The organism is Nitrospina gracilis Nb-211, from assembly GCF_021845525.1.
Classification (GTDB): Bacteria; Nitrospinota; Nitrospinia; order Nitrospinales; family Nitrospinaceae; genus Nitrospina; species Nitrospina gracilis_A.
In genome coordinates this window covers 1476246-1497324 of record NZ_JAKJKD010000001.1, presented here as the reverse complement: position 1 = coordinate 1497324, position 21079 = coordinate 1476246, and the positions used below count along the sequence as shown (strand labels likewise).

14 protein-coding genes are annotated in these 21079 nt (G+C 56.5%); 2 read left to right on the top strand and 12 right to left on the bottom strand.

Features of this window, described 5'->3' with window-relative positions; all coding sequences use genetic code 11:
* The first annotated feature begins 78 nt into the window (after positions 1-78).
* On the top strand, positions 79-2988 hold the full coding sequence (locus tag J2S31_RS07070) for an ATPase, T2SS/T4P/T4SS family (RefSeq protein WP_336886595.1): 2910 nt from the start codon (positions 79-81) through the stop codon (positions 2986-2988).
* A 160-nt stretch (positions 2989-3148) separates the two neighbouring features.
* A complete protein-coding gene (locus tag J2S31_RS07065; protein ID WP_237098378.1) occupies positions 3149-6007 on the top strand; it encodes a GspE/PulE family protein in 2859 nt (952 codons plus the stop codon).
* A gap of 3 nt (positions 6008-6010) precedes the next feature.
* On the opposite strand, the gene trmFO is transcribed toward J2S31_RS07065, so the two are convergent.
* The 12 genes from trmFO to trpB all read right to left on the bottom strand — a co-directional run bounded on the left by trmFO (position 6011) and on the right by trpB (position 21077).
* A complete protein-coding gene (gene trmFO / locus J2S31_RS07060) occupies positions 6011-7324 on the bottom strand; it encodes a methylenetetrahydrofolate--tRNA-(uracil(54)-C(5))-methyltransferase (FADH(2)-oxidizing) TrmFO (RefSeq protein WP_237098377.1) in 1314 nt (437 codons plus the stop codon).
* 21 nt (positions 7325-7345) lie between these two features.
* Positions 7346-9598 carry a type I DNA topoisomerase gene (gene topA / locus J2S31_RS07055; protein WP_237098376.1) on the bottom strand — a complete coding sequence of 751 codons (2253 nt, stop codon included), beginning with the start codon at positions 9596-9598 and terminating at the stop codon, positions 7346-7348.
* Positions 9599-9612: 14 nt separating this feature from the next.
* Positions 9613-10740: a DNA-processing protein DprA gene (gene dprA / locus J2S31_RS07050; protein WP_237098375.1), complete on the bottom strand. Its 1128-nt coding sequence runs from the start codon at positions 10738-10740 to the stop codon at positions 9613-9615.
* 87 nt (positions 10741-10827) lie between these two features.
* Positions 10828-11592, bottom strand: a complete 765-nt coding sequence (locus J2S31_RS07045; protein WP_237098374.1) for a TolC family protein — start codon at positions 11590-11592, stop codon at positions 10828-10830.
* 544 nt (positions 11593-12136) lie between these two features.
* Positions 12137-13027: a site-2 protease family protein gene (locus J2S31_RS07040; protein ID WP_237098373.1), complete on the bottom strand. Its 891-nt coding sequence runs from the start codon at positions 13025-13027 to the stop codon at positions 12137-12139.
* Between the two features lie 38 nt (positions 13028-13065).
* Complete coding sequence (locus tag J2S31_RS07035) at positions 13066-14370, bottom strand: glutamate-5-semialdehyde dehydrogenase (protein WP_237098372.1); 1305 nt, start codon at positions 14368-14370, stop codon at positions 13066-13068.
* A gap of 17 nt (positions 14371-14387) precedes the next feature.
* Positions 14388-15359 (bottom strand): hypothetical protein, encoded by a 972-nt coding sequence (locus J2S31_RS07030; protein WP_237098371.1) that lies wholly within the window; start codon positions 15357-15359, stop codon positions 14388-14390.
* Positions 15356-17530, bottom strand: coding sequence for an NHL domain-containing protein (locus J2S31_RS07025; protein ID WP_237098370.1), 2175 nt, complete (start codon positions 17528-17530; stop codon positions 15356-15358). The genes J2S31_RS07030 and J2S31_RS07025 overlap by 4 nt, the downstream gene beginning before the upstream one ends.
* A gap of 4 nt (positions 17531-17534) precedes the next feature.
* Entirely contained in the window at positions 17535-18299 is a 765-nt protein-coding gene (locus J2S31_RS07020; RefSeq protein ID WP_237098369.1) for a hypothetical protein, read from the bottom strand.
* Positions 18300-18367: 68 nt separating this feature from the next.
* Positions 18368-19051, bottom strand: coding sequence for a glycosyltransferase family 2 protein (locus J2S31_RS07015; RefSeq protein ID WP_237098368.1), 684 nt, complete (start codon positions 19049-19051; stop codon positions 18368-18370).
* A gap of 17 nt (positions 19052-19068) precedes the next feature.
* Entirely contained in the window at positions 19069-19869 is an 801-nt protein-coding gene (gene trpA, locus J2S31_RS07010; protein ID WP_237098367.1) for a tryptophan synthase subunit alpha, read from the bottom strand.
* Positions 19866-21077 (bottom strand): tryptophan synthase subunit beta, encoded by a 1212-nt coding sequence (gene trpB, locus J2S31_RS07005; RefSeq protein WP_237098366.1) that lies wholly within the window; start codon positions 21075-21077, stop codon positions 19866-19868. Before trpB ends, trpA begins: the two co-directional genes overlap by 4 nt.
* Positions 21078-21079 lie beyond the last annotated feature (2 nt).

Genomic DNA, 21079 nt, shown 5'->3' with positions numbered 1-21079 from the left:
AATTTTAAAATCCCTCTAAACCTTGTAAAATTAATGGGGTAGTGTCAGACTCACACTAGATGTTAATTTAAGTGGACCGTGAACCCCTTGAACGATTCGCCACCCAACCGGGACCCTCGCGCTCAGGGTAACCCCACCACAAAGCCCGCGGCACGTCAAACGGCACCTCAGGCCCAGGTCGCCGGTCGTGAACGGCGTTCTGCCGACAAACTGCGTGGTCTGGTCAACAAGATACTCTCTTCCAGCAGTATCACCCGGACCCTTTTTGAATTGATCGACGAATTCAAGGAGTTGTTCGATGCCGACAAGGTGACGGTTTTCGCCATCGACCGACCCAAACGCCAGTTATTTTCCCGGAACTTTAAAGACAACCAGGTGGAGGAGATCCGTGTGGATATCTCCCCCAAAAGCCTGGCGGGATTTGTCGCCGCCTCCGGCCGTACCCTGAACATCATCAACGCCTATGACAACAAGGAACTCAAACGGATTCATCCGGAATTGACACTGGAAAAATCGTTTGATGAAAAGCTGGGATACAAAACGAAGTCGGTGCTGGTGGTGGCCCTGCCGCACAATCGAAAAATGATGGGCGTCCTGCAGGTCATCAATAAACGGGGCAAGCCCCACTTCAGCGACCAGGATGTGCGTCTGGCCAAGGAGCTGGCCAGCACGCTGGGTCATGCCATCGTGAAGATGCAGACCGAGATCATCGATGAAAAAATCCAGGCCACTTCCCACGCCATCCACTCCGCCGGCACGCTGGATGCGATCCTGATAGAGCTGAAAATGCCGATCCTGCAATTGTTTGATTGCCGACTGGCGGTCATTTATGCGTTCGATCCGGCCAAAAAAGAATTGTATGCCAAGCTGGCCACCGGGACGGGAGAAAGCGAAATCCGCTGTGCCCTGGGCCCGGCCACCCTGCCGGGTTGCGTGGCCATGGAAAAACGTGTTCTTAACGTGAAAAACGTGCACGACCAGGTGGAGCTGGTGGAATACCACCCGGAAATGGTTTACGAAAGAAGTATTGAAAACACGCTGGGAGAGAAAGCCAAGAGCATGCTGGTGGCTCCCCTCATCCACGAAGGCAAAATGATGGGCGTGTTGCAACTGGCCAACAAGCAAAATGAAATCGCCTTCACCCCGCAGGACGAAAGAAGCATCAAGACCATCGCCAATTCCCTGGCCCTGGCCATCAAAAACAAGCAAAAGCAGAAGATGGCCAAGCCGACCAAGTTCAGCTACCTCATCAACAATGGCATCATCACGCAGAACGAATTGACCAAGGCCATTTCCAAGGCGCGCACCAGCGGCGTGGATATCGAGACCATCCTGCTTGATGAATACAAGATCAGCCGCGGTGATTTCGGAAAGTCTCTGGAAGAGTTTTACAATATTCCCTATTTCGGATACTCAGCGGATATCGTTCTCCCTCAATCCCTGTTCACCGGACTCAACACCAACTTTCTGCTCAAGAACAACTGGTTGCCCATTGCCAAAGACGAAGAGCAGAACAAGGTCACCATCCTCATAGACAATCCGGCCAACCAGGACAAGATTCAGAGCATCAAGCTGATATTCACCAAGCGGACTCTGGACTTCAAGGTGGGCCTGCGTGCTGATATCCACGATTTTCTCAACGCCACCCCGGAAGACGACAGCCCCGGAGGCCATTCGGTGGACACGGGAGACGTGGACACCCTGTTGAGCGCCCTGCAAAGTGAAAAGGACGTGGAGGTCGAGACTTCCAGTGAGGAAGACGAAGTCAGCGCCATCAGCGAAACCGACAGCACCATCGTCAAACTGGTGAACAAGGTATTGATCGACGCCTACGACAACGGCGTGTCCGACATCCACATCGAGCCGGGCCTGGGCAAGAAGGCGATGAGAATCCGCTTCCGCAAGGACGGCGCCTGCCGCGTGTATCAGGAAATCCCGCCCATGTACCGGCAGGCTTTTTTGTCGCGCATCAAGATCATGTCGAAGCTGGACATCGCCGAAAGACGACTTCCACAGAGCGGCAAGATCAAAATGAAATATGGCAAAAAGGATATCGAGTACCGCGTCGAAACCTGCCCCACGGTGGGCGGCAACGAAGACGCGGTTCTGCGTATCCTCGCCGCCAGCAAACCGATTCCGCTGGAGAACATGAATTTTTCCCAGCGCAACCTGGAATTGATCCGGGCCATGGCATCCAAACCGTATGGGCTCATCCTGTGCGTCGGCCCCACCGGTTCCGGTAAAACCACCACCCTGCATTCCACGCTGGGGTACATCAACACCCCCGAGAAAAAAATCTGGACCGCCGAAGACCCGGTGGAAATCACGCAAGACGGGCTCCGCCAGGTGCAGATGCTCAACAAGATCGGGCTCGATTTCGCCCGCGCCATGCGCTCTTTCCTGCGTGGTGACCCGGACGTCATCATGGTGGGCGAGATGCGCGATGTGGAAACGTGCGCCGTCGGCCTCGAAGCGTCGTTGACGGGTCACCTGGTTTTCAGCACCCTGCACACCAACTCCGCTCCGGAAACCATCACACGTCTTCTCGACATGGGCATGAACCCGCTCAACTTCGCCGACGCCCTTCTGCTCATCGTCGCTCAACGGCTGGTGCGCACCCTCTGCAAAAACTGCAAAAAGGAATACCATCCCACCAAGGAAGAATACAACACCTTGGTGAAAGAATACGGTGACCCCGAACTGTTCGCCAAAAATGTAAACGTTCCCTATTCCGATGACTTGATGTTGCAAGGCCCGGTTGGCTGTGAAAAATGCAACAATACCGGGTATGCAGGCCGAACCGGTTTGCATGAATGCCTGGAGGGCACCGACGAGATCAAGCGCATGGTCATGAAAAGCTCGCTGGTTGAGGAACTTCGTCGGCAGGCCATCAACGACGGCATGACCACCCTGAAGCAGGACGGCATCTGGAAAGTTTTCAAAGGCGATTGCGATCTCAAGCAGGTGCTGGCGGTCTGCATTCAGTAGGATACCGTTCCTCTCCCGAAACCATTGAAGTTATTCGGGAAAGTCTTTATACTATTTTCATCCAAATTCATCGTACGGAGTGACCAGTCCAGACCCGGGTGGGCGAAGATGTCGCGTTGCGAAGTAACCGTTCCTGTTCCTGTCACTGTTGATATTCTTTATGACGACCGATTCCGCTACCTTGGAGCAAAAGGTTCAGGAGATCAGCACTCAGATCCAGTCAGCCGAGGATATGCAGGCCCTGCTTCCGGGATTGCTCGATGAACTGAGAGCGCTGTTCCCAAGCGAAGCGGTGACACTTTATCGCTTGGACCGGGCCAACAAACAACTGGTATCGTGTCATGGATTGGGTTTGGACGAACAAGAGCACCGGGTGCCGCTTAAAAGCGATACCCTGGCGGGCCACGCCACCATAAACGGCCGGCCCATCCTGCTGCAAAACGCGGACGAGTTGGGTTCAATTCTGGCAATGAACCCGAATATGAGGACCGGTTCGACCGTGGATGAAGTGTTGAACCTGGAAACCCGGTCCCTGATGATTTTACCCCTGCCCTACAAGAAGAAAGTGGTGGGGATCGTTGAATTCGTCAATAAACCCGGAAACGGTGGATTCTCGGAACAGGACTTCAAAGTTTCCAAGGACCTTGCACCGTACTTGGGATTTTTAGTAACCAACCTGGATGGTGACGGTACCATGACTGCAAGAAATACATCCACCATGGACACACCTGCTTCCAAACCGCTCTCCTCCGCTGAATTGCAGGAACGACTTGTCAAGATCATCAATGACATCCACTCCGCAAAAAACGTGGATGAAATCCTGATCAGCCTGAAGGACCGTATCCTGGAGTTGTTCGACGCCACCCTCATCACTATCTATGCCGTCGATGCGGTCCGCAACGAAGTGTATTCCAAGGTCAAATCCGGAGACAAAATCAACGAAATCCGCGTTCCCATCGCACCCCAGAGCATCGCCGGCTGCGTGGCCATGGAACAGAGAATGGCCGTGATCAAAAATGTGTATGATGACCGCGAACTGAAAAAATTCCACCCGGAACTGACGTTCGACAGTTCCTGGGACAAGATCTCGGGTTTCCAGACCAAAAGCATGCTGGTGACGCCGCTCATGCATAAGGACAAAATGATGGGCGTCCTTCAGTTGATCAACAAAAAAAACAACCAGTCCTTCAACATCATGGACGAAAAAAGCGCCAAGGTGGTTGCCGAAACCCTGGCGCTGGCGTTTTACAACCAGTCAAAATTTGTCCAGCAAAAACCCACTAAGTTTTCCTACCTCCTGCAACAGGGGCTGTTGACCGATATCGAACTCAATAAGTCCATCAACCGCGCCCGAAAAGAACAGATCGATATTGAAAACATCCTGCTGGATGAACTCGGTATCTCCCGCAAGGAACTGGGCAAGTCGCTCGAAAACTTTTACAAGATTCCATACATGGGATACGAAGACGGAATGGTCCTGCCCGCCACCGTCTTTGAAGGATTGAATCTCAACTTCCTGTCGAAGAATTACTGGGTGCCGGTGGAGCGCGAAGACAACAAAGTGGTCATCGTCATCGATAACCCCAATAACCTAGACAAAATCCAGAACATCAAACTCATCTTCGTAAAAAAGCAGATCGAGTTTCGCGTCGGATTGAAAGCCGATATCCGCGACTTTTTGAATGCGGCCGTAGCGGAGGAGTCAGGTGGAGCGCCCTTGGAGGAAATGTCCACTCTGCTCAATGCGTTGGAGAGTGAAAAAGATACGGAACTGGCCTCGGATGAGGATGAGGATGGAAACGCCATCAGCGAAAGCGACAACACCATCGTCAAACTGGTGAACAAGATTCTGACCGACGCCTACGACAGCGGTGTGTCCGACATCCACATCGAACCGGGCATGGGCAAGGACCACATGGTGGTCCGCTTCCGCAAAGACGGCGCCTGCCGCGTGTACCAGGAAATCCCGCCCATGTACAAGTTCGCCATGATGTCGCGTCTCAAAATCATGGCGCGGCTCGACATCGCGGAAAAACGCCTGCCGCAGGACGGCAAGATCAAGCTCAAATACGGCGGCAAGGAAGTCGAATACCGCCTTGCCACCTGCCCCACGGTGGGCGGCAACGAGGATGCGGTTCTGCGTATCCTCGCCGCCAGCAAGCCGATTCCGCTGGAGAAAATGAATTTCTCGGACCACAACCTGAAACTGATTCAGGAAATGGCGGCCAAGCCCTACGGCCTCATCCTGGTTGTGGGCCCCACCGGTTCCGGTAAAACCACCACCCTGCATTCCACGCTGGGGTACATCAACACCCCCGAGAAAAAAATCTGGACCGCCGAAGACCCGGTGGAAATCACGCAGAAGGGATTGCGTCAGGTGCAGATGCTCAACAAGATCGGGCTCGATTTCGCCCGTGCCATGCGCTCTTTCCTGCGCGGTGACCCGGACGTCATCATGGTGGGTGAGATGCGCGACGCGGAAACCTGCGCTATCGGCCTTGAAGCGTCGCTGACGGGTCACCTGGTGTTCAGCACCCTGCACACCAACTCCGCACCGGAAACCATCACGCGCCTTCTCGACATGGGCATGAACCCGCTCAACTTCGCCGACGCCCTTCTGCTCATTGTCGCCCAACGCCTGGTGCGCACGCTCTGCAAGAACTGTAAAGAGGAATACCACCCGACCAAAGAGGAATACGACACTCTGGTCCATCAATACGGCGACCCCGAACTGTTCGCCAAAAATATCAACATCCCCTACACGGACGATTTGAAGCTGTTCGGACCCAAGGGTTGTGACAAGTGCAGTGACACGGGTTATGCAGGCCGGACGGGTCTCCACGAGGTGCTGGAGGGCACGGCGGACATCAAACGCATGATCATGAAACAGATGCTGGTCGAGGAACTGCGCGCGCAGGCCATCAAGGACGGCATGACCACCCTGAAGCAGGACGGCATCTGGAAAATCTTCAAAGGGGATTGTGACCTCAAGCAGGTGCTCGCGGTCTGTATCGTATAAAACTCAGGGAAGGTTCTTCAGCCACTCGCCCTGCAGGGCGAGGGCGCGCTCGATGATTTTAGCGTTACGCACTTTCTTGTCCCGGATTTTGAACTCCTCCCCGGAAAACAATCCAAAGTTCACATTCATCGGCTGGTAATTGCCCTTGGGCGGGCCTTCCGTCACGTAGTGCAGTAGCGCGCCGATAGCGGTCTCTTTCGGGGGCCGCGTGAAGGGGGCATTTCGAACACGGTGCAACGCGCTGAGTCCGGCAACCAGGCCCATCGCGCAGGACTCCACGTACCCTTCCACACCGGTGATCTGCCCGGCGAACCACACGTTCGGGTTTTTCTTCAGACTCAAGTCGGCGGACAGCAGTTCCGGCGAGTTGATGAATGTGTTGCGGTGAATGGCCCCGTACCGGAAAAATTCCGCGCTCTCCAATCCAGGAATCATGCGGAAGATGCGACGCTGTTCGGGGTACGTCAGTTTGGTCTGGAACCCCACCAGGTTGTACGCCGTGCCCTCCTTGTTTTCACGGCGCAACTGCACCACCGCGTGAAACCTCTCGCCGGTCTCCGGATGATTCAAGCCAACCGGTTTGAGCGGGCCGAAGGCAAGGGTTTTGGGTCCACGCAACGCCAACTCTTCCACCGGCATGCATCCTTCAAAGTACACCGGCTTCTCGAATTCCTTGAGCGGCACCTTCTCCGCCTTGCACAACCCGTCCACCAACTGGTCGTACTGTTCCCTGTTCATGGGACAGTTCAAGTAATCGGCATCGCCCTTGTCGTAACGCGAAGCAAAAAACGCTTTGCTCATGTCGATCGAGTTGGTGTCCACGATCGGCGACAGCGCATCGTAAAAATAAAGATAGCCCTGTCCAAGAAGGGAAGAGATCCGGTCGGACAACGCGGGCGAAGTGAGCGGCCCGGTGGCGATGATGACGGGCCCGTCCAGGGGAATGTCCTTCACCTCACTGCGTTTGAGGGTGATGTTCGGATGCTGTTCCAGCGTCCTGGTGATTTCCGCGGCAAACAGATTGCGGTCCACGGCCAGGGCCGCGCCAGCGGGAACCGCATGGCGGTCTCCGGAACGAATCACCAGCGAGTTCAGTTTGCGCAGTTCCTGTTTGAGGAGAAAGGGGGCGGAGGTATCCTGGTTGGACCCGAGGGAATTGCTGCACACCAGCTCGGCGCAATGGTCGGTTTTGTGCACCGGGGTTTTGAGCTCCGGACGCATTTCGTAGAGCACCACCTTGCCGCCGCGCTCGGCGATCTGCCAGGCGGCTTCCGAGCCGGCAAGCCCGGCCCCGATGATGGTCACATGCGAATTCATGATTCCCGGTTCTCTAAAACGTTACGCCGCTTCGTCGGATGATTTTTTGAAGCCACAGCCGGGACACACGATGCTTTCACCCTCGTTCTTTTTCCACTTGGTGACCATGTAGGCGTTGTTGCATTTCGGGCAGGCTTCGTCCACCGGTTTGTCCCAGGAGGTGAACTTGCAGTTCGGATACTCACTGCATCCGTAAAACGTGCGGCCCTTTTTCGTGCGGCGCGGAGAGATATTGCCTTTGCAGTCCGGCTCCGGACACTTGATACCCAGGCTGATGGGCTTGGTGAATTTGCACTCCGGATACTCCGAGCAGGCGAGAAACTTGCCGAACCGGCCCATCTTCATCACCAGTTGCGCCCCGCACTTGTCACAGGTATCGTCCACTTTCTCGGAGACTTTCTTGCCGCTCTCGCCGTTGTCGCCACCGATCTCTTTCGTGTTCTTGCACTCCGGATACCCCGAACAGGCCATGAATTTGCCGAAGCGTCCCCACTTGATGATCATCGGGCTGTTGCACTTCTCGCAAACCTCGTCGGTTTCCTCCACCTGGCTCTTGATGTCCTTCATCTTGGCTTCCGCCTCGACCAGGTCTTTCTCGAACGGACCGTAGAACGATTTCAGCGTGTCCACCCACTCGATCTTGCCCTCCTCGATCTGGTCGAGCTGGTCTTCCATCTGAGCGGTGAACTCCTCCGTCATGATATCCGGAAAATTGTCCACCAGCAGTCCCGAGACCAGGTGACCCAGCTCCGTCGGTACCACGCGCTTATCTTCGTTGCGGATATAATCGCGGTCCTTGATCGTGCTGATGATGGCGGCGTAGGTACTGGGACGGCCGATGCCTTTCTCCTCCAGCGCCTTGACCAGCATCGCTTCCGTGAATCGTGGCGGCGGCTGGGTGAAGTGCTGTTCCGGAAGAACCTTTTTCATCATGAGCACTTCACCCTTCTTGATGTCGGGCAGGATTTTTTCGGTGGACTTCATGCCCGCACCCTCGTCGTCCGTGTCTTCCACATACACCTTCATGAAGCCGTCGAACTTGATCACCGATCCGTTGGCGCGGAACAGGTATTTGTCCGTCTTCACGTCGAACTGTGTCGTGTCCAGCACCGCAGGCACCATCTGGCAGGAAAGCGTCCGCGCCCAGATCAGTTCATATAGATTGTACAGATCCTTTTCGAGGTATTCCTTGATCGCCTTCGGTTCCAGCATGATGTTGGTCGGACGAATGGCTTCGTGCGCTTCCTGCGCGGTCTTCTTGCTCTTGTACACGTTGGGCGCTTTCGGCACGTATTCCTTGCCGTACTTGTCCTCGATGAAGCGGCGGATATCCCCCACCGCTTCGTCCGACAACCGCGTCGAATCGGTACGCATGTAGGAGATCAAGCCCACGGTACCCTCTTTGCCCAACGCAATGCCTTCATACAGGCGCTGAGCGAGCATCATGGTTTTCTTCGGCGAAAAATTCAGTTTGCGCGACGCTTCCTGCTGGAGCGTGCTGGTGATGAAGGGAGCCGAGGGGTTGCGTTTTCTTTCCTTTTTGACGATGTCTTCGAGGACGAACTCACCCTTCTCCACCGCCTTGACGATGGCCTGCGCCTGTTCCTCGTTGCCGATCTCCGCCTTTTTGCCATCGACCTTGAACAGTTTCGCCTGGAACTCCGGCTCCTTACTGCCTTCGAGGTCGATGGTGATCGTCCAGTATTCCTCGCTCTTGAAATTTTTGATTTCCTCTTCGCGGTCGCAGATCATGCGAAGCGCCACAGATTGCACCCGGCCGGCGCTGAGTCCGCGCTGAACCTTTTTCCACAGGATGGGGCTGATCTTGTAACCCACAAGGCGGTCCAGGATGCGCCGTGCCTGCTGGGCGTTCACCTTGTTCGCATTCAACTCGGTGGGATGCTTGATCGCTTCCGTGACGGCTTTCTTGGTGATTTCGTTGAACATCACCCGGTAGATCTTGCCCTTGGTGATCTTCGAGACCTCGTTGCAGATGTGGTGGGCGATCGCCTCCCCTTCCCGGTCCGGGTCAGGCGCGAGGTAAATGTTGTCCGCCTTTTTCGCGGCGGTTTTCAACGCATTGAGGATTTTTCCCTTACCACGAATGGTGATGTATTCGGGATTGAAATTATTTTCGACATCCACGCCCAGCTTTTTCTTCGGCAGGTCCTTGATGTGGCCCACCGAGGCTTTGACGACGAAATCTTTCCCGATGATCTTCTTCAGCGTTTCAACTTTCGTGGGCGACTCCACGATGAGCAAGGATTTACCCATAATACCTCAGTGCTTCAGGGGAACCGCGCCAGGTGCCACAGGCCATCCGTTTGCGCGACCCGGTCTTTCAATTCCAACTGTACAAGTGTAGCCAAAACATCCGCCGCTGGCAATTGACTGCGCTCTATCAATTCATCAACGTGATGCTGTTCGTGGCCTATTAAAGAAAGTAATAGCTTTTCGAAATCTGTCAATTCAATTTTTTCATCATCATTTTTTTTCAACGCCAGATTTTGTTGCACATCCGCGGAAAACTCTTCCAATATGGCGTCCACACCATCCACCAGTTTCGCCCCTTTTTTTATCAGATTGTGAGCACCCTGGCTTTTCGGCGAAAAAATATTGCCCGGCAGCGCGAACACTTCCCGCCCCTGCTCGAGCGCAAAATGCGCAGTGATCAACGCACCGCTCTTTTCCCCCGCTTCGATCACCAGCGTACCGTGAGCCAGCCCACTGATCACGCGATTGCGCGCGGGAAAATTGTTACGGTCCGGTTTCGTGGACATCGGAAACTCGGAGATAATGGCGCCCGCCTCGACGATCTTTTCCTTAAGTGCGCGGTTCTCAGGCGGATACGTGTGTTCCAGGCCGCATCCCATTACCGCCAGCGTGACTGCCTTTTCCTTGAGCGCCGCTTTGTGCACGATGGTGTCGACGCCGCGCGCCATGCCGCTGATCAGGCACGCACCGCGAGAAGCCAGCTCACTGCACAAACGCTCGGTGGCGATTTTCCCGTAACTCGACGCCGCGCGCGTACCCACCACGGCAAAGGGAAAAGTCACCTCATCAAAAAACCGTCCCTTGAAATAGAGAACCGGCGGCGGATCGTAAATCGCTTTCAGCAATGGCGGGTAGCGCGGATCTTCCAGCGTGAGCACACGCACCCCGGCATTGTCCATCAACCGGTATTCCCGCTCCAGGTTGCGCTCCAGATCGAAATTCTGAATCTGCGCGGCGGTTTTGGCGCCGATCCCTTCCACCTGCATCAACTGCTGACGCGTGGCGTGAAATACCTGGCGGGGCGATCCCAACGCATTGACCAGCCGGTGAAACAGCGTTTTGCCGACGCCCAGCACCATGTTCAACGCAACCCAGTAGCGCTCCGCCGCCGAAACATCGTCATCTGAAAAAAGGGTCTTCACCGAACGCCTGCGTGCCTCGCCCATCGGGGAAGAAGGAAACCGGTTTTAGCACTCGGCGCCAGACTCCTCCCTCCCAACCGTTACGTTTTAACGCTTCAAATACTCTTTTTCAAATTCCGCCACCGCTGAATCGAAGTTGTACAATGCATCGTAAAACCCGACCAGAACCCGGGTATAGATGATGAGGGTTTCAAACAGGTCTTTTTCGTCGCCGATGCCAAAATCGTAATTGGCCACTTCCGTCACCAACAGCGCCCGCGTCATTTTGCGGTTCTTGCGGGCCAGATTGAACTGCGAGCGCGCCTGGTTGACCCGCACCATGGATTTCTCCAGCGAAATACGGCGCTCCGGGGAGACCTCTCTCCACGTCTTGCCACTGCCTTCCGCCTTCTCCCGATACGCATCGAGGGTGGAGAATGGGAACTCTCGCGGCGACAGGGAATCGTCGGCCATCTCAAACCCAGGGTCGATGCGCGTATCCATCAATCCCTCCAGATCGAGCCTAGCCAGGGCAATATCGCTTTGAAACTGGGTGATGTCGTTCAGCGTTCCCGCGAGCCCCAGCTTCAACTTGGTGAGCGCCCCCTGGGTGACATCCCCTTCCCCCTCTTCAAACTTCTTTTCGGCATTGGTGACGGCTTTCTCAAAATGGCCCTGCACCTCGCGGGAAATGCCAATCTGCTCTTTGCGCACCAGAATCCGCTCGTACGCCAGCCGCACCTGGTATTCGATCTCCACCGCCTGAGAGGCTTCCAGATTTTCCGGGTTGGATTGGGCCTGAAGCGCCCGTTTGACGCACTCAGCCACCGGTGGAAGCGTTTTTAAAGGGTCTGCATGGGCTACCTGAGACAAGGCCAGGACAGCCCCCACCAGCAGAATGCAGAACAGCCTCCTGGACGCGGTATGCCAACTCCAAAAGATAGCATTTAAAATCATTAATTTAGCTCAAGTTTATTAAAGCGGAACGGGGAGGAATTCGCAAAATCCGGGCGAAAAAAAAGGGATACTGAACAAACCGGAAAGAGTTCTTGATGGCAACCAAGAAGATAGGGCTGAGTCTATCTTTCCACTCTTTTTTGGTAGAATGCTTATAAAATAAGCACTTTGTCCAGTACCCCAAAGAATACCCAGAATCTAGCATAGCGAATGTCGCCTTGTCAATAGTATTTTGCTTTTCGCAGGGTCCCTCAGGCACCCGCCACATTGACATTAACCCTTTATTTCATAGTATGTTATAGAATTTTATGAGAACATTTTCAGCGCCCTTGCGCCAACTTCAAAATCAAGACGAAAATAAATCGAAAATAGGGGCAAAAACCATGTAATCAACGGCTTATAGTCCGAACTTCGGAATTTTTCACAGCTTATTCACATCCGCTCCCGAACCCTCACCTGCTCACTGGATCATGTCGATGGGAACCGGCACAAACGTCACGATAAATATGAAAATGGACGCGTACCCTACCTTCTTATGAAACGGCGTCAACGCAACCGATTCATTCAATACCGGCGGATGCTTCACGCCTATGAAGAACACCATCGCCGCCCACACAAACCATCCCGGCCAATACATGCCAAGAGGAAACAGTGCAACGAAAAACAAACGCGCCAGCCACGGTTGTTGTTCACGAAACAGGGAATAGATAATGTGTCCGCCATCGAGTTGCCCGATGGGCAACAGGTTGAGTGCGGTGAAAAACATGCCAAACCACCCGGCCAACGCCAGAGGATGCAGATAAATGGTCAACTCCTCATTAAAGGGACTCACTCCCAGCACCAGCTCCGAGAGAAAATAAAGGATGAGGGAGTTGCCGTAATTGAGGCTCAACCCCGCCGGCGGGGCCACGTGCGACACCACGGAGAACATCAAGCCCACAGCGAGCACAAACAGCGCCACCACGAACCCGGCAATGGGACCTGACGCGCCGATCTCCATGAGCGCCCGCCGGTCCGGAATCGGCTCCTTGATGGCGATGAACGCGCCGAAGGTGCCGACGATGAACATGGGCGGCGCGGGCAGAAAGTTGGGAAGCGTGGCGTCCACGTTGTTGCGCCGGCAGGCGACATAATGCCCGAACTCGTGCACGCCCAGGATCGACAGCAGTCCCACCGCGTACCACACCCCACCCACCAGTGTGGTGGTGAACACGGTGCCCGCAAACAACAGAACAAACACCGTGATCGTGCGGAAATTGATCACAAACCGTTCGTGCGGGTACAGGTACGGCTCGGTTTGCCACGGACCGTATTCCTGCGGCCCTTCCCGGTTTTCAACATTTCTATCCATAATATACTTCCGCTTTCAGATCGCCCTGTTCCCGCAGTTCACAACGGCGTGTCGTCGGGAAGGGGGCGGTGTGTGAACGATTTTCCCCCTTCGCCGGAATACTCGCCGACGGTCTGCCCGCATCCAAACAGCTTGTATTTGTAAATCACCAGCCCCTCAAGGCCGACGGGGCCACGTGCGTGCGTCTTGTTGGTGCTGATGCCGATCTCCGCTCCGAGCCCGAAGCGGAACCCATCGGCGAAACGCGTGGAGGCGTTCCACATCACACTCGCTGAGTCCACCTCATTCATGAACTGCTCTGCCGCCTCCCGGTTTTCGGTGACGATCGTGTCCGTGTGCCCCGATCCGTGTTCATTGATATGCGCAATCGCCGTCTCCCGGTCCTCCACCACGCGGATGGCGAGCTTGAGATCGTTGTACTCCGCATCCCATTCCGTATCCGCCGCCCGGGCGAGATCGGGCAGAAGACTGCATGCCCGCAGATCGCCGACCAGATCCACTCCCTTTTCGCGGAAACGGGCGGCGAGATCGGGCAACACCTTCAGCGCGATGTTCTCATGCACGAGCAGGGTTTCCATCGCATTGCACGCCGCCGCGTATTGCAGTTTGGCATCGAGGGCAATGGCGATGGCCTTATCCACATCGGCGTGTTCGTCGATGTACACATGGCAGATGCCTTCCGAATGGCCCAGTACGGGAATCTTGGTATGATCCTGCACGTAACGGACGAACTCGTTACTCCCGCGCGGCACAATGAGGTTGATGTACCGTTCCTGTTCGAGCATCTCCGCCACCTCAGCGCGCGTTTCGATCAATTGCACCGCATCGACGGGCACACCGGGCACGCTGGCAATGGCCTGCCTCAAGAGATCGACGATGACCTTGTTTGAATTCTGCGCTTCCCGGCCGCCTTTCAGGATGACCGCATTGCCGGACTTCAGGCACAGCGACGCGATCTGCGGCACCGCGTCCGGCCGCGACTCGAAGATCGCGCCAATGACGCCGATGGGACACGATACGCGGCGCAGGACCAGTCCCTGATCCAACTCCGTCGTACCTTGAACGCGGCCGACGGGGTCTTCCAGCCGCGCCACACTGCGGATGCCTTCCGCCATCCCCTGCACCTTGTGCGCGTCCACCGCAAGCCGCGCGATGAGCGGTCCGGAGACGTTTTCCTGCTTGCTGTATTCCAGATCCTTCCGATTGGCCTCCAGAATGGCCTCGGTATGGACGACAAGTGCTTCGGCCATGGCTTCAAGCACCCGGTTCTTGGTGGCGGTGTCGAGACGCGCCAAAATCAGCGCCGCCTTTTTGGCTGACGCCGCCATTTCGGTTACGGTCATTGTCTTCCTCTTGCTATCTAATCCAGGGAGGGGTAAATGTCATTGCCCACGTTCTTCAGGGTATTGGATTCCTTGATGGCCCGCACCCCGGCATTGCCGATTTCATTACCCCACAGGTACAGGCGGGTCAGGCGGGTCAGCACGGTGGACCTGGCCAAGGTGCGGGCCCCGGTTTCCGTGATGCCGTTCCATTGCAGGTCCAATTCCTCCAGGTTTGAAAACACCTCCGAACCCGCGAGGTAATCCGTCACCCCGTCGCCAGCCCGGTTGCGCTCCAATCGGAGTTGCTTCAGTTTACGAATATACGGAGATTCCGCAAGGGCCTTCATGCCCTCCACGCCGATTTCGTTGTGAGACAGGGAAAGGATTTCCAGGTTTTCAAGATAAGGCGAGGCGGCCAGCGCGGCCAGCCCCCGGTCCCCCACCTGATTTTTGTCCAGGCGTAGAACCCGGATCTTTTTCAGTACGGGGGAGTTGGCCAGAGCCACCACCCCGGCATCGTCGATGCCGTTGCCGGACAAATCCAGATGGACCAGCTCCCGCAGGTTTTCCGATTGAGCCAGGGCCCGCGCTCCCGCGCGGCCGATATGATTGCCCCACAGGCTGAGGTGGGAAAGTTGAGGAAACCTGTCCGAAGACGCCAGCGCCGCCGCGCCCTCCGGCCCGATATTGTTGTTGAACAGATTCAGGGTTTGCAAATGCGACAGGTATTTGGAAGCCGCCAGCGCCTGGGCCCCGGCATCGCCCAAATCGTGGGTATTGAGGTCCAGCATTTCCACTTTCTTCAAAAGGCGGGACCGCGCCAGTTGACGCACCCCGTCATCGCCCAGCATGCCGCTGAAGTTGAGCTTCAGGTGCGTTCCATTCTGCTTCAGTTCTTTCAGGATGATCGCATTGATGTTGAGCGCCCACACCGTTCCCGACCACACGAGCCCGGCCAGGGCGGGTGCCGCCCACACCAGAGCCCGGGTTGTGCGGAAAGGGATCATGGGAAATTCTGGATCGTGATGCGGACTTCCAATCCGTCCTGAAGCCAGCCGAAGTTGTCGTTGCCTGCCAGGGTGGTGATGATACCGTTGGTATCCACCCGGCGGACGCGGTTGTTGTCGCGATCGGTGAAATACAGATTTCCTTCCTTATCAAACGCCATGCCGTAGGGGCTTTTCAATTGCGCTTCCGTTGCCGGGCCTCCGTCACCCGAAAAGCCCTGCACCCCCGTCCCCGCCACGGTGGTGATGATGCCGTTTTTGTCCACCTTGCGGATGCGATGCGTGTTTTCTTCAGCGATGTACAGTTCGCCGGAAGGAGAAAAGACCAGCCCGCCCGGCGAACGAATGCCTGCAAGCAAAGCCGGACCCCCATCGCCTTTGTCCTCGAAACTGCCGTCGCCCGCGTAGGTGGTGACATTGCCTTCAGTATCGACTTTGCGGATTTTACTGCTCCCGGAATCGGAGACGAACACGTCTCCCTGATCGTTCACCGCAAGACCATTGGGATGCACCTCCCCGTCCTCGATGGCGAGCCACGCTTCCTTCGCCAATGTTTGGATCCGTCCCTGCTTGTCCACCCAGCGGATATCGCGGTTGGTGTAATCGGCGAGGTACACCTTGCCGTCGGGTCCGGCGGCCACGTCCTTGATCACGCCCAGCGGCGCATTCACTGCCGGCACTCCATCTGCCGCATGGCCCAGCACGCCGCTCCCGGCGAAGCGGTCGATGACGCCGTTTTCGTCAATGCGCCGCACGTACCAGCTGTTGCCCTGCGAAGAGATTAGGTACAGGCGATCCTGGCTGTCGATCTCCAGGCTTTCCGGCATGAACAGAGCCGCGAAATGGGCGGAGTGTCCGTTGCCCTCGTTGCCCTCGCGCCCGGTTCCGGCGTAGGTATATATGTATCCTTTCTTGTCCAGGGCCCGCAGGCGGTGCGCCTGCTTGTCGGCAAAGATCACGTGCCCCTGCTTATCCACCACAATCCCCGAAGGCGCGTCCAGGGTAGCGCCGGGGCCGGGACCGTGATCGCCGCGGAACAACGCCTGCCCGTTGCCCGCCACGGTCTGCACCGTATGCTGGGTCAGGTCCATACTGCGCACGCGGTGGTGGTTGCGGTCAACGATGAGAAGGTGTTGATCCGGCGTCATCGCCAGTGCAAACGGCAGGTGCAGGGACGTTTCGGATGCGATTTCATTGTCGCCGTTGTATTCGTTCTTTCCCGTGCCCATGACGGTGGTGATGATGCCGTTCTCATCCACCTTGCGCACGCGGTTGTTGTTGCGGTCGGCGATGTACAGGTTGCCGCGAGCGTCGGTGACCACGTCCGTGGGATACGCCAGGCTGGAGCGCGTGGCCGGACCGAAGTCGCCGCTGAAAAAATGCGTCCCCTCCCCCGCCACAGTAACGATGACGCCGTCGGGCGTCACTTTGCGCACGCGATTGTTGCCACGGTCGGCGATGTACAGATTGCCGTTTTCGTCGACGTGAATGCCAAACGGATACTTGAGAAGCGCATCGATCGCCGGCCCGAAGTCCCCACCGTACCCCGCCATGCCCACCCCCGCCACGGTGACCATCTGGCCTTCCGGGTCCATTTTCAAAACGCGGTTGTTCGATCGGTCGGAGATGTACACATGGCCTTTGGAGTCGCACGCCACGTCCGAAGGAAAATGCAGTGGGATTTCTACCGCCGGGCCTTCCTCGGTGCCAAAGTCCGCCTCGCCGGTTCCGGCGACGGTGGTGATGATCCCTTCCGTATCGACCTTGCGGACGCGGTGGTTGTTGCGGTCGGCAATGTACAGGTTGCCTTCAGGATCGAGACACAATCCGGCGGGAAAATTGAGTGCGGCTTCAAGAGCCGGTCCGTCGTCTCCGTGGAACCCGGCGTTGCCGTTGCCCGCTACGGTGGTGATGATGCCGTTTTTACCAATCTTGCGGATGCGGTTTTTGGATCGGTGGGAAATGAATATGTTGCCTTCCGCATCCACCGCCACGCCATCCACCAGCGTCAAGGCCACATGGATTGCCGGTTGTCCGTCGCCAATGTCCGAATAAGGAAAGGATTTTTCGCCGGGAAACGCCGCACCGCCCAGAACAACGCTCAACACAATCAGACAGACCCACCGGAAGATGACTGCGTCTCGTCCGTGGTTCCGACCTGAAATGTTCATGCGTTCACCGTATCGTTATTTCTATCTGTCGTTGGCGTTTTGTTTTGAAGACGGCGCGTACCGTGGGTTCGCCCAACCTGTTTTGTATGAGGTCGAGCATCTCCAGATTCGGGAAATTCGGTGACTCAATAATTGCAATCGCCCCTTCATCCTGAATGTTGTTTTGTCCCAGATACAGATTTTTGAGAGAGGTCAGGTGTTTGGCCTGTGCCAGCATCCGCGCACCGTCCGGTCCGATCTCATTACGGAACAGACCGAGCGTGGTCAGCTTCGGAAACGCTTTGGTCTCGACCAGGTGCTCCATCGCGTCCGGAGTGATGAGATTGTCGTTGAGCAGGAGGGTTTCCAGCTTCTGGAAGTTGTCAGACTGCGACATCAGGCGGATGCCCGGCTCGCCGACTTCGTTTTTCCAGAGTTGCAGGGTTTGGAGATTTTTGATGTATGGCGATTCGGTCAGCGCTTTCACGCCCACATCGCCCAGCAGGTTGCCCCAGAGATCAAGGCTCTTGAGATTGGTCAGGTGAGGAGATTGGGCCAGGGCTTGCATGCCCTCGGCCTCGATGAGATTGTTCTGAAGGTTGAGGTCGGTGACGGTTTTCAGCAGTTCCATTTCCGCCAGCCGCACAGCTCCGGCAGACCGGATTTTCACCCCGCTCAAGTCGAGCTTGGTGCCGTCCTGGCTGAGCCTCTGCTTGACCAGTTCATCGATTCCCTGTGCGGCGGCTCCGGAGGAACCCAGCAAAATCAGCGCAACGAGAACCCCTGTCACCCTATTCAGAACAGAAACCATGTAAGCGTACAAAGAGGGTTAACGCTGTGATCTAATACATAGCTACGCTAGGTTAACAGATATTTGAAGATGGTGTATATGATTTTTGTCCCAGCTTTAAAAGTTCCCGAAATCGTGCCGGTGATTTTCGACACACCCACGCGCCAGCGGTAACGCACCGGCACTTCCAGGATGCGCAGTTTATTTTTCACCGCCTTGATCTGCATCTCCACCGTCCAGCCGAAGTTGGTATCCTGCATCCCGATTTTCATCAACGAAGAATACCGGATCGCCCGAAACGGTCCCAGGTCCGTATAACGGTGTCCGAAAAACAATTGAATGAGGAACACGGCGAGTTTGTTGCCATACCGCGCCTGTGGCAGAAGCGCCCTCCTGCTTTCCTTCAACAGCATCCTGCTCCCCAAAACAAAATCCTGCTCCCCGGCCTCAATGGGCTGAACGAGCAAATCGATCTCTTCGGGATAATCACTGTAGTCGGCGTCGAGGAAGACGACGATGTCGGGATGGTCCAGCGCGGCGATGCCTTTCAGGCAGGCGCTTCCGTAACCGCGGCGCGGCTCGGAAACCACCGTTGCGCCGTGTCCTCTCGCCACTTCGGCGGTGGCATCCGTGGAGCGGTTGTCCACCACGATGATCTGGTGCAGGCGGTCTTTCGGCAAATCATCCAGCACCAGCCCGATGGACTGCTCTTCGTTGAACGCGGGCAGGATGACGGAGATTCTGGAAGACATGGGAAGCCCCCTGCGGCTCAGGCTCCGTTGAGGGCGCTTTTGATGCTGGCAATGAAACGGCCGACCTTCTCCTTGCGCTCTTCGGGGCTGGCACACTGGTCGATGAGTTTCACGATGGCACTGCCGACGATCACACCATCGGACATCTGCGACGCTTCCTTTGCCTCTTCGGGTCCGGAGATGCCGAAACCGATCATCACCGGATGCGAGGTGATTTTTTTCACTTCGTCGAGGCGCGACTGCAAATTGCTGCTGAATTTGCTCTGCATGCCGGTGACGCCGGTGAGCGAAATATAGTAGATGAAACCACGGCTTCTTTCGGAAATCATGCGCACGCGGTCGGGCGTGCTGGTGGGCGCGAGCAGGTAGATGACGCGCAGACCTTTGTTGTTGGCAAAGGACTCGAACGTCGCCGCTTCCTCCGGCGGCAGGTCGGGCACAATGACGCCGTCCACGCCCGCGGCCACGGCATCGTTCACAAACGCTTCCTCGCCGTACACGAACACCGGGTTGTAGCTGGTCATGAGAACGATGGGAAGCTCGGAGGTTTTACGCAGATCGGCCACCAGCGCCAGAATCTTTTTCAGCGTGGTGCCGCTTTTGAGCGAGCGTTGCGACGCGGCCTGGATGACGGGTCCGTCGGCCAGCGGATCGGAGAAGGGCACGCCGAGCTCCACGATGTCCGCTCCGTTTTCCTCGATCACCTGAAAGATGTCTTTCGTGGCGTTGAGGCTGGGATCGCCCGCAGTGATGAACGCCACCAGGGCTTTCTGTTTTTTCGCCTTCAAATCTTCAATGCGCTGTTCGATACGGTTCACAGTTGATCCCCCAGAAATTCCGACACCTGGTTGACGTCCTTGTCGCCGCGTCCCGACAGGCAGAGCACGATGATCTCGTCCTTCTTCATCTTCGGTGCGATCTTCGCCACCTGCGCGATGGCGTGCGCGGATTCGAGAGCCGGAATGATGCCTTCGGCCCTCGACAGCAGTTTGAATCCTTCCAGCGCTTCCTCGTCGGTGATCGATACATACTCCGCCCGGCCCGTCTCGCGGTAATAACTGTGTTCGCAACCGACGCCGGGGTAGTCGAGTCCGGCCGAGATGGAATGCGCTTCGTGGATCTGCCCGTCCTCGTCGAACAACAGGTAACTCTTCATGCCGTGCAGGACACCCACCCCGCCGTGACCGAGCGATGCGCCATGCTTGCCGGTTTCAATACCGTGGCCCGCCGCCTCGACGCCCATCAGTTTTACGGACTCATCGTTGACGAAGGGATAGAACAGGCCGAGGGAATTGCTGCCGCCGCCGACGCAGGCAACGCAGATGTCCGGCAGCCGCCCTTCGACTTCCTGCAACTGCCGCTTCGCCTCCTCGCCGATGATCTTCTGGAAGTCGCGCACGATCATGGGAAACGGGTGCGGCCCCACAACGGAGCCGATGATGTAGTGCGTGGTCTCGACGGTGGTGATCCAGTTGCGGATGGCTTCGCTGGTGGCGTCCTTGAGCGTGCGCGTTCCGGAAGTGACGGGAGTGACCTTTGCTCCCAGCAGTTTCATGCGGAACACGTTGAGCGCCTGCCTGCGAATGTCCTCCTCGCCCATGAACACCTCGCATTCGAGATCGAACAAGGCCGCCGCCGTAGCCGTGGCGACGCCGTGCTGTCCCGCTCCCGTCTCGGCGATGACGCGCTTCTTGCCCATGCGCCTGGTAAGCAGGGCACTGCCGATGGTGTTGTTGATCTTGTGCGCGCCGGTGTGGTTGAGGTCTTCGCGCTTCAGGTAAACTTTGGCCCCGCCCAGTTGACGCGTCAGGTTTTCGGCGAAGTACAACGGCGACGGACGCCCCACGTACTGTTCGAGGTAGTATTTGAGTTCGCGCTGGAACTCCGGGTCCTGCTTGGTTTCGTTGTAAATTTTCTCCAGCTCGGTGAGCGCGGGCATCAACGTTTCGATGACGTACTTGCCGCCAAACTGGCCGAAGTGTCCCTTCTCATCCGGGACGCTGGTGTAATCTTTTGGTTGAGCCATGG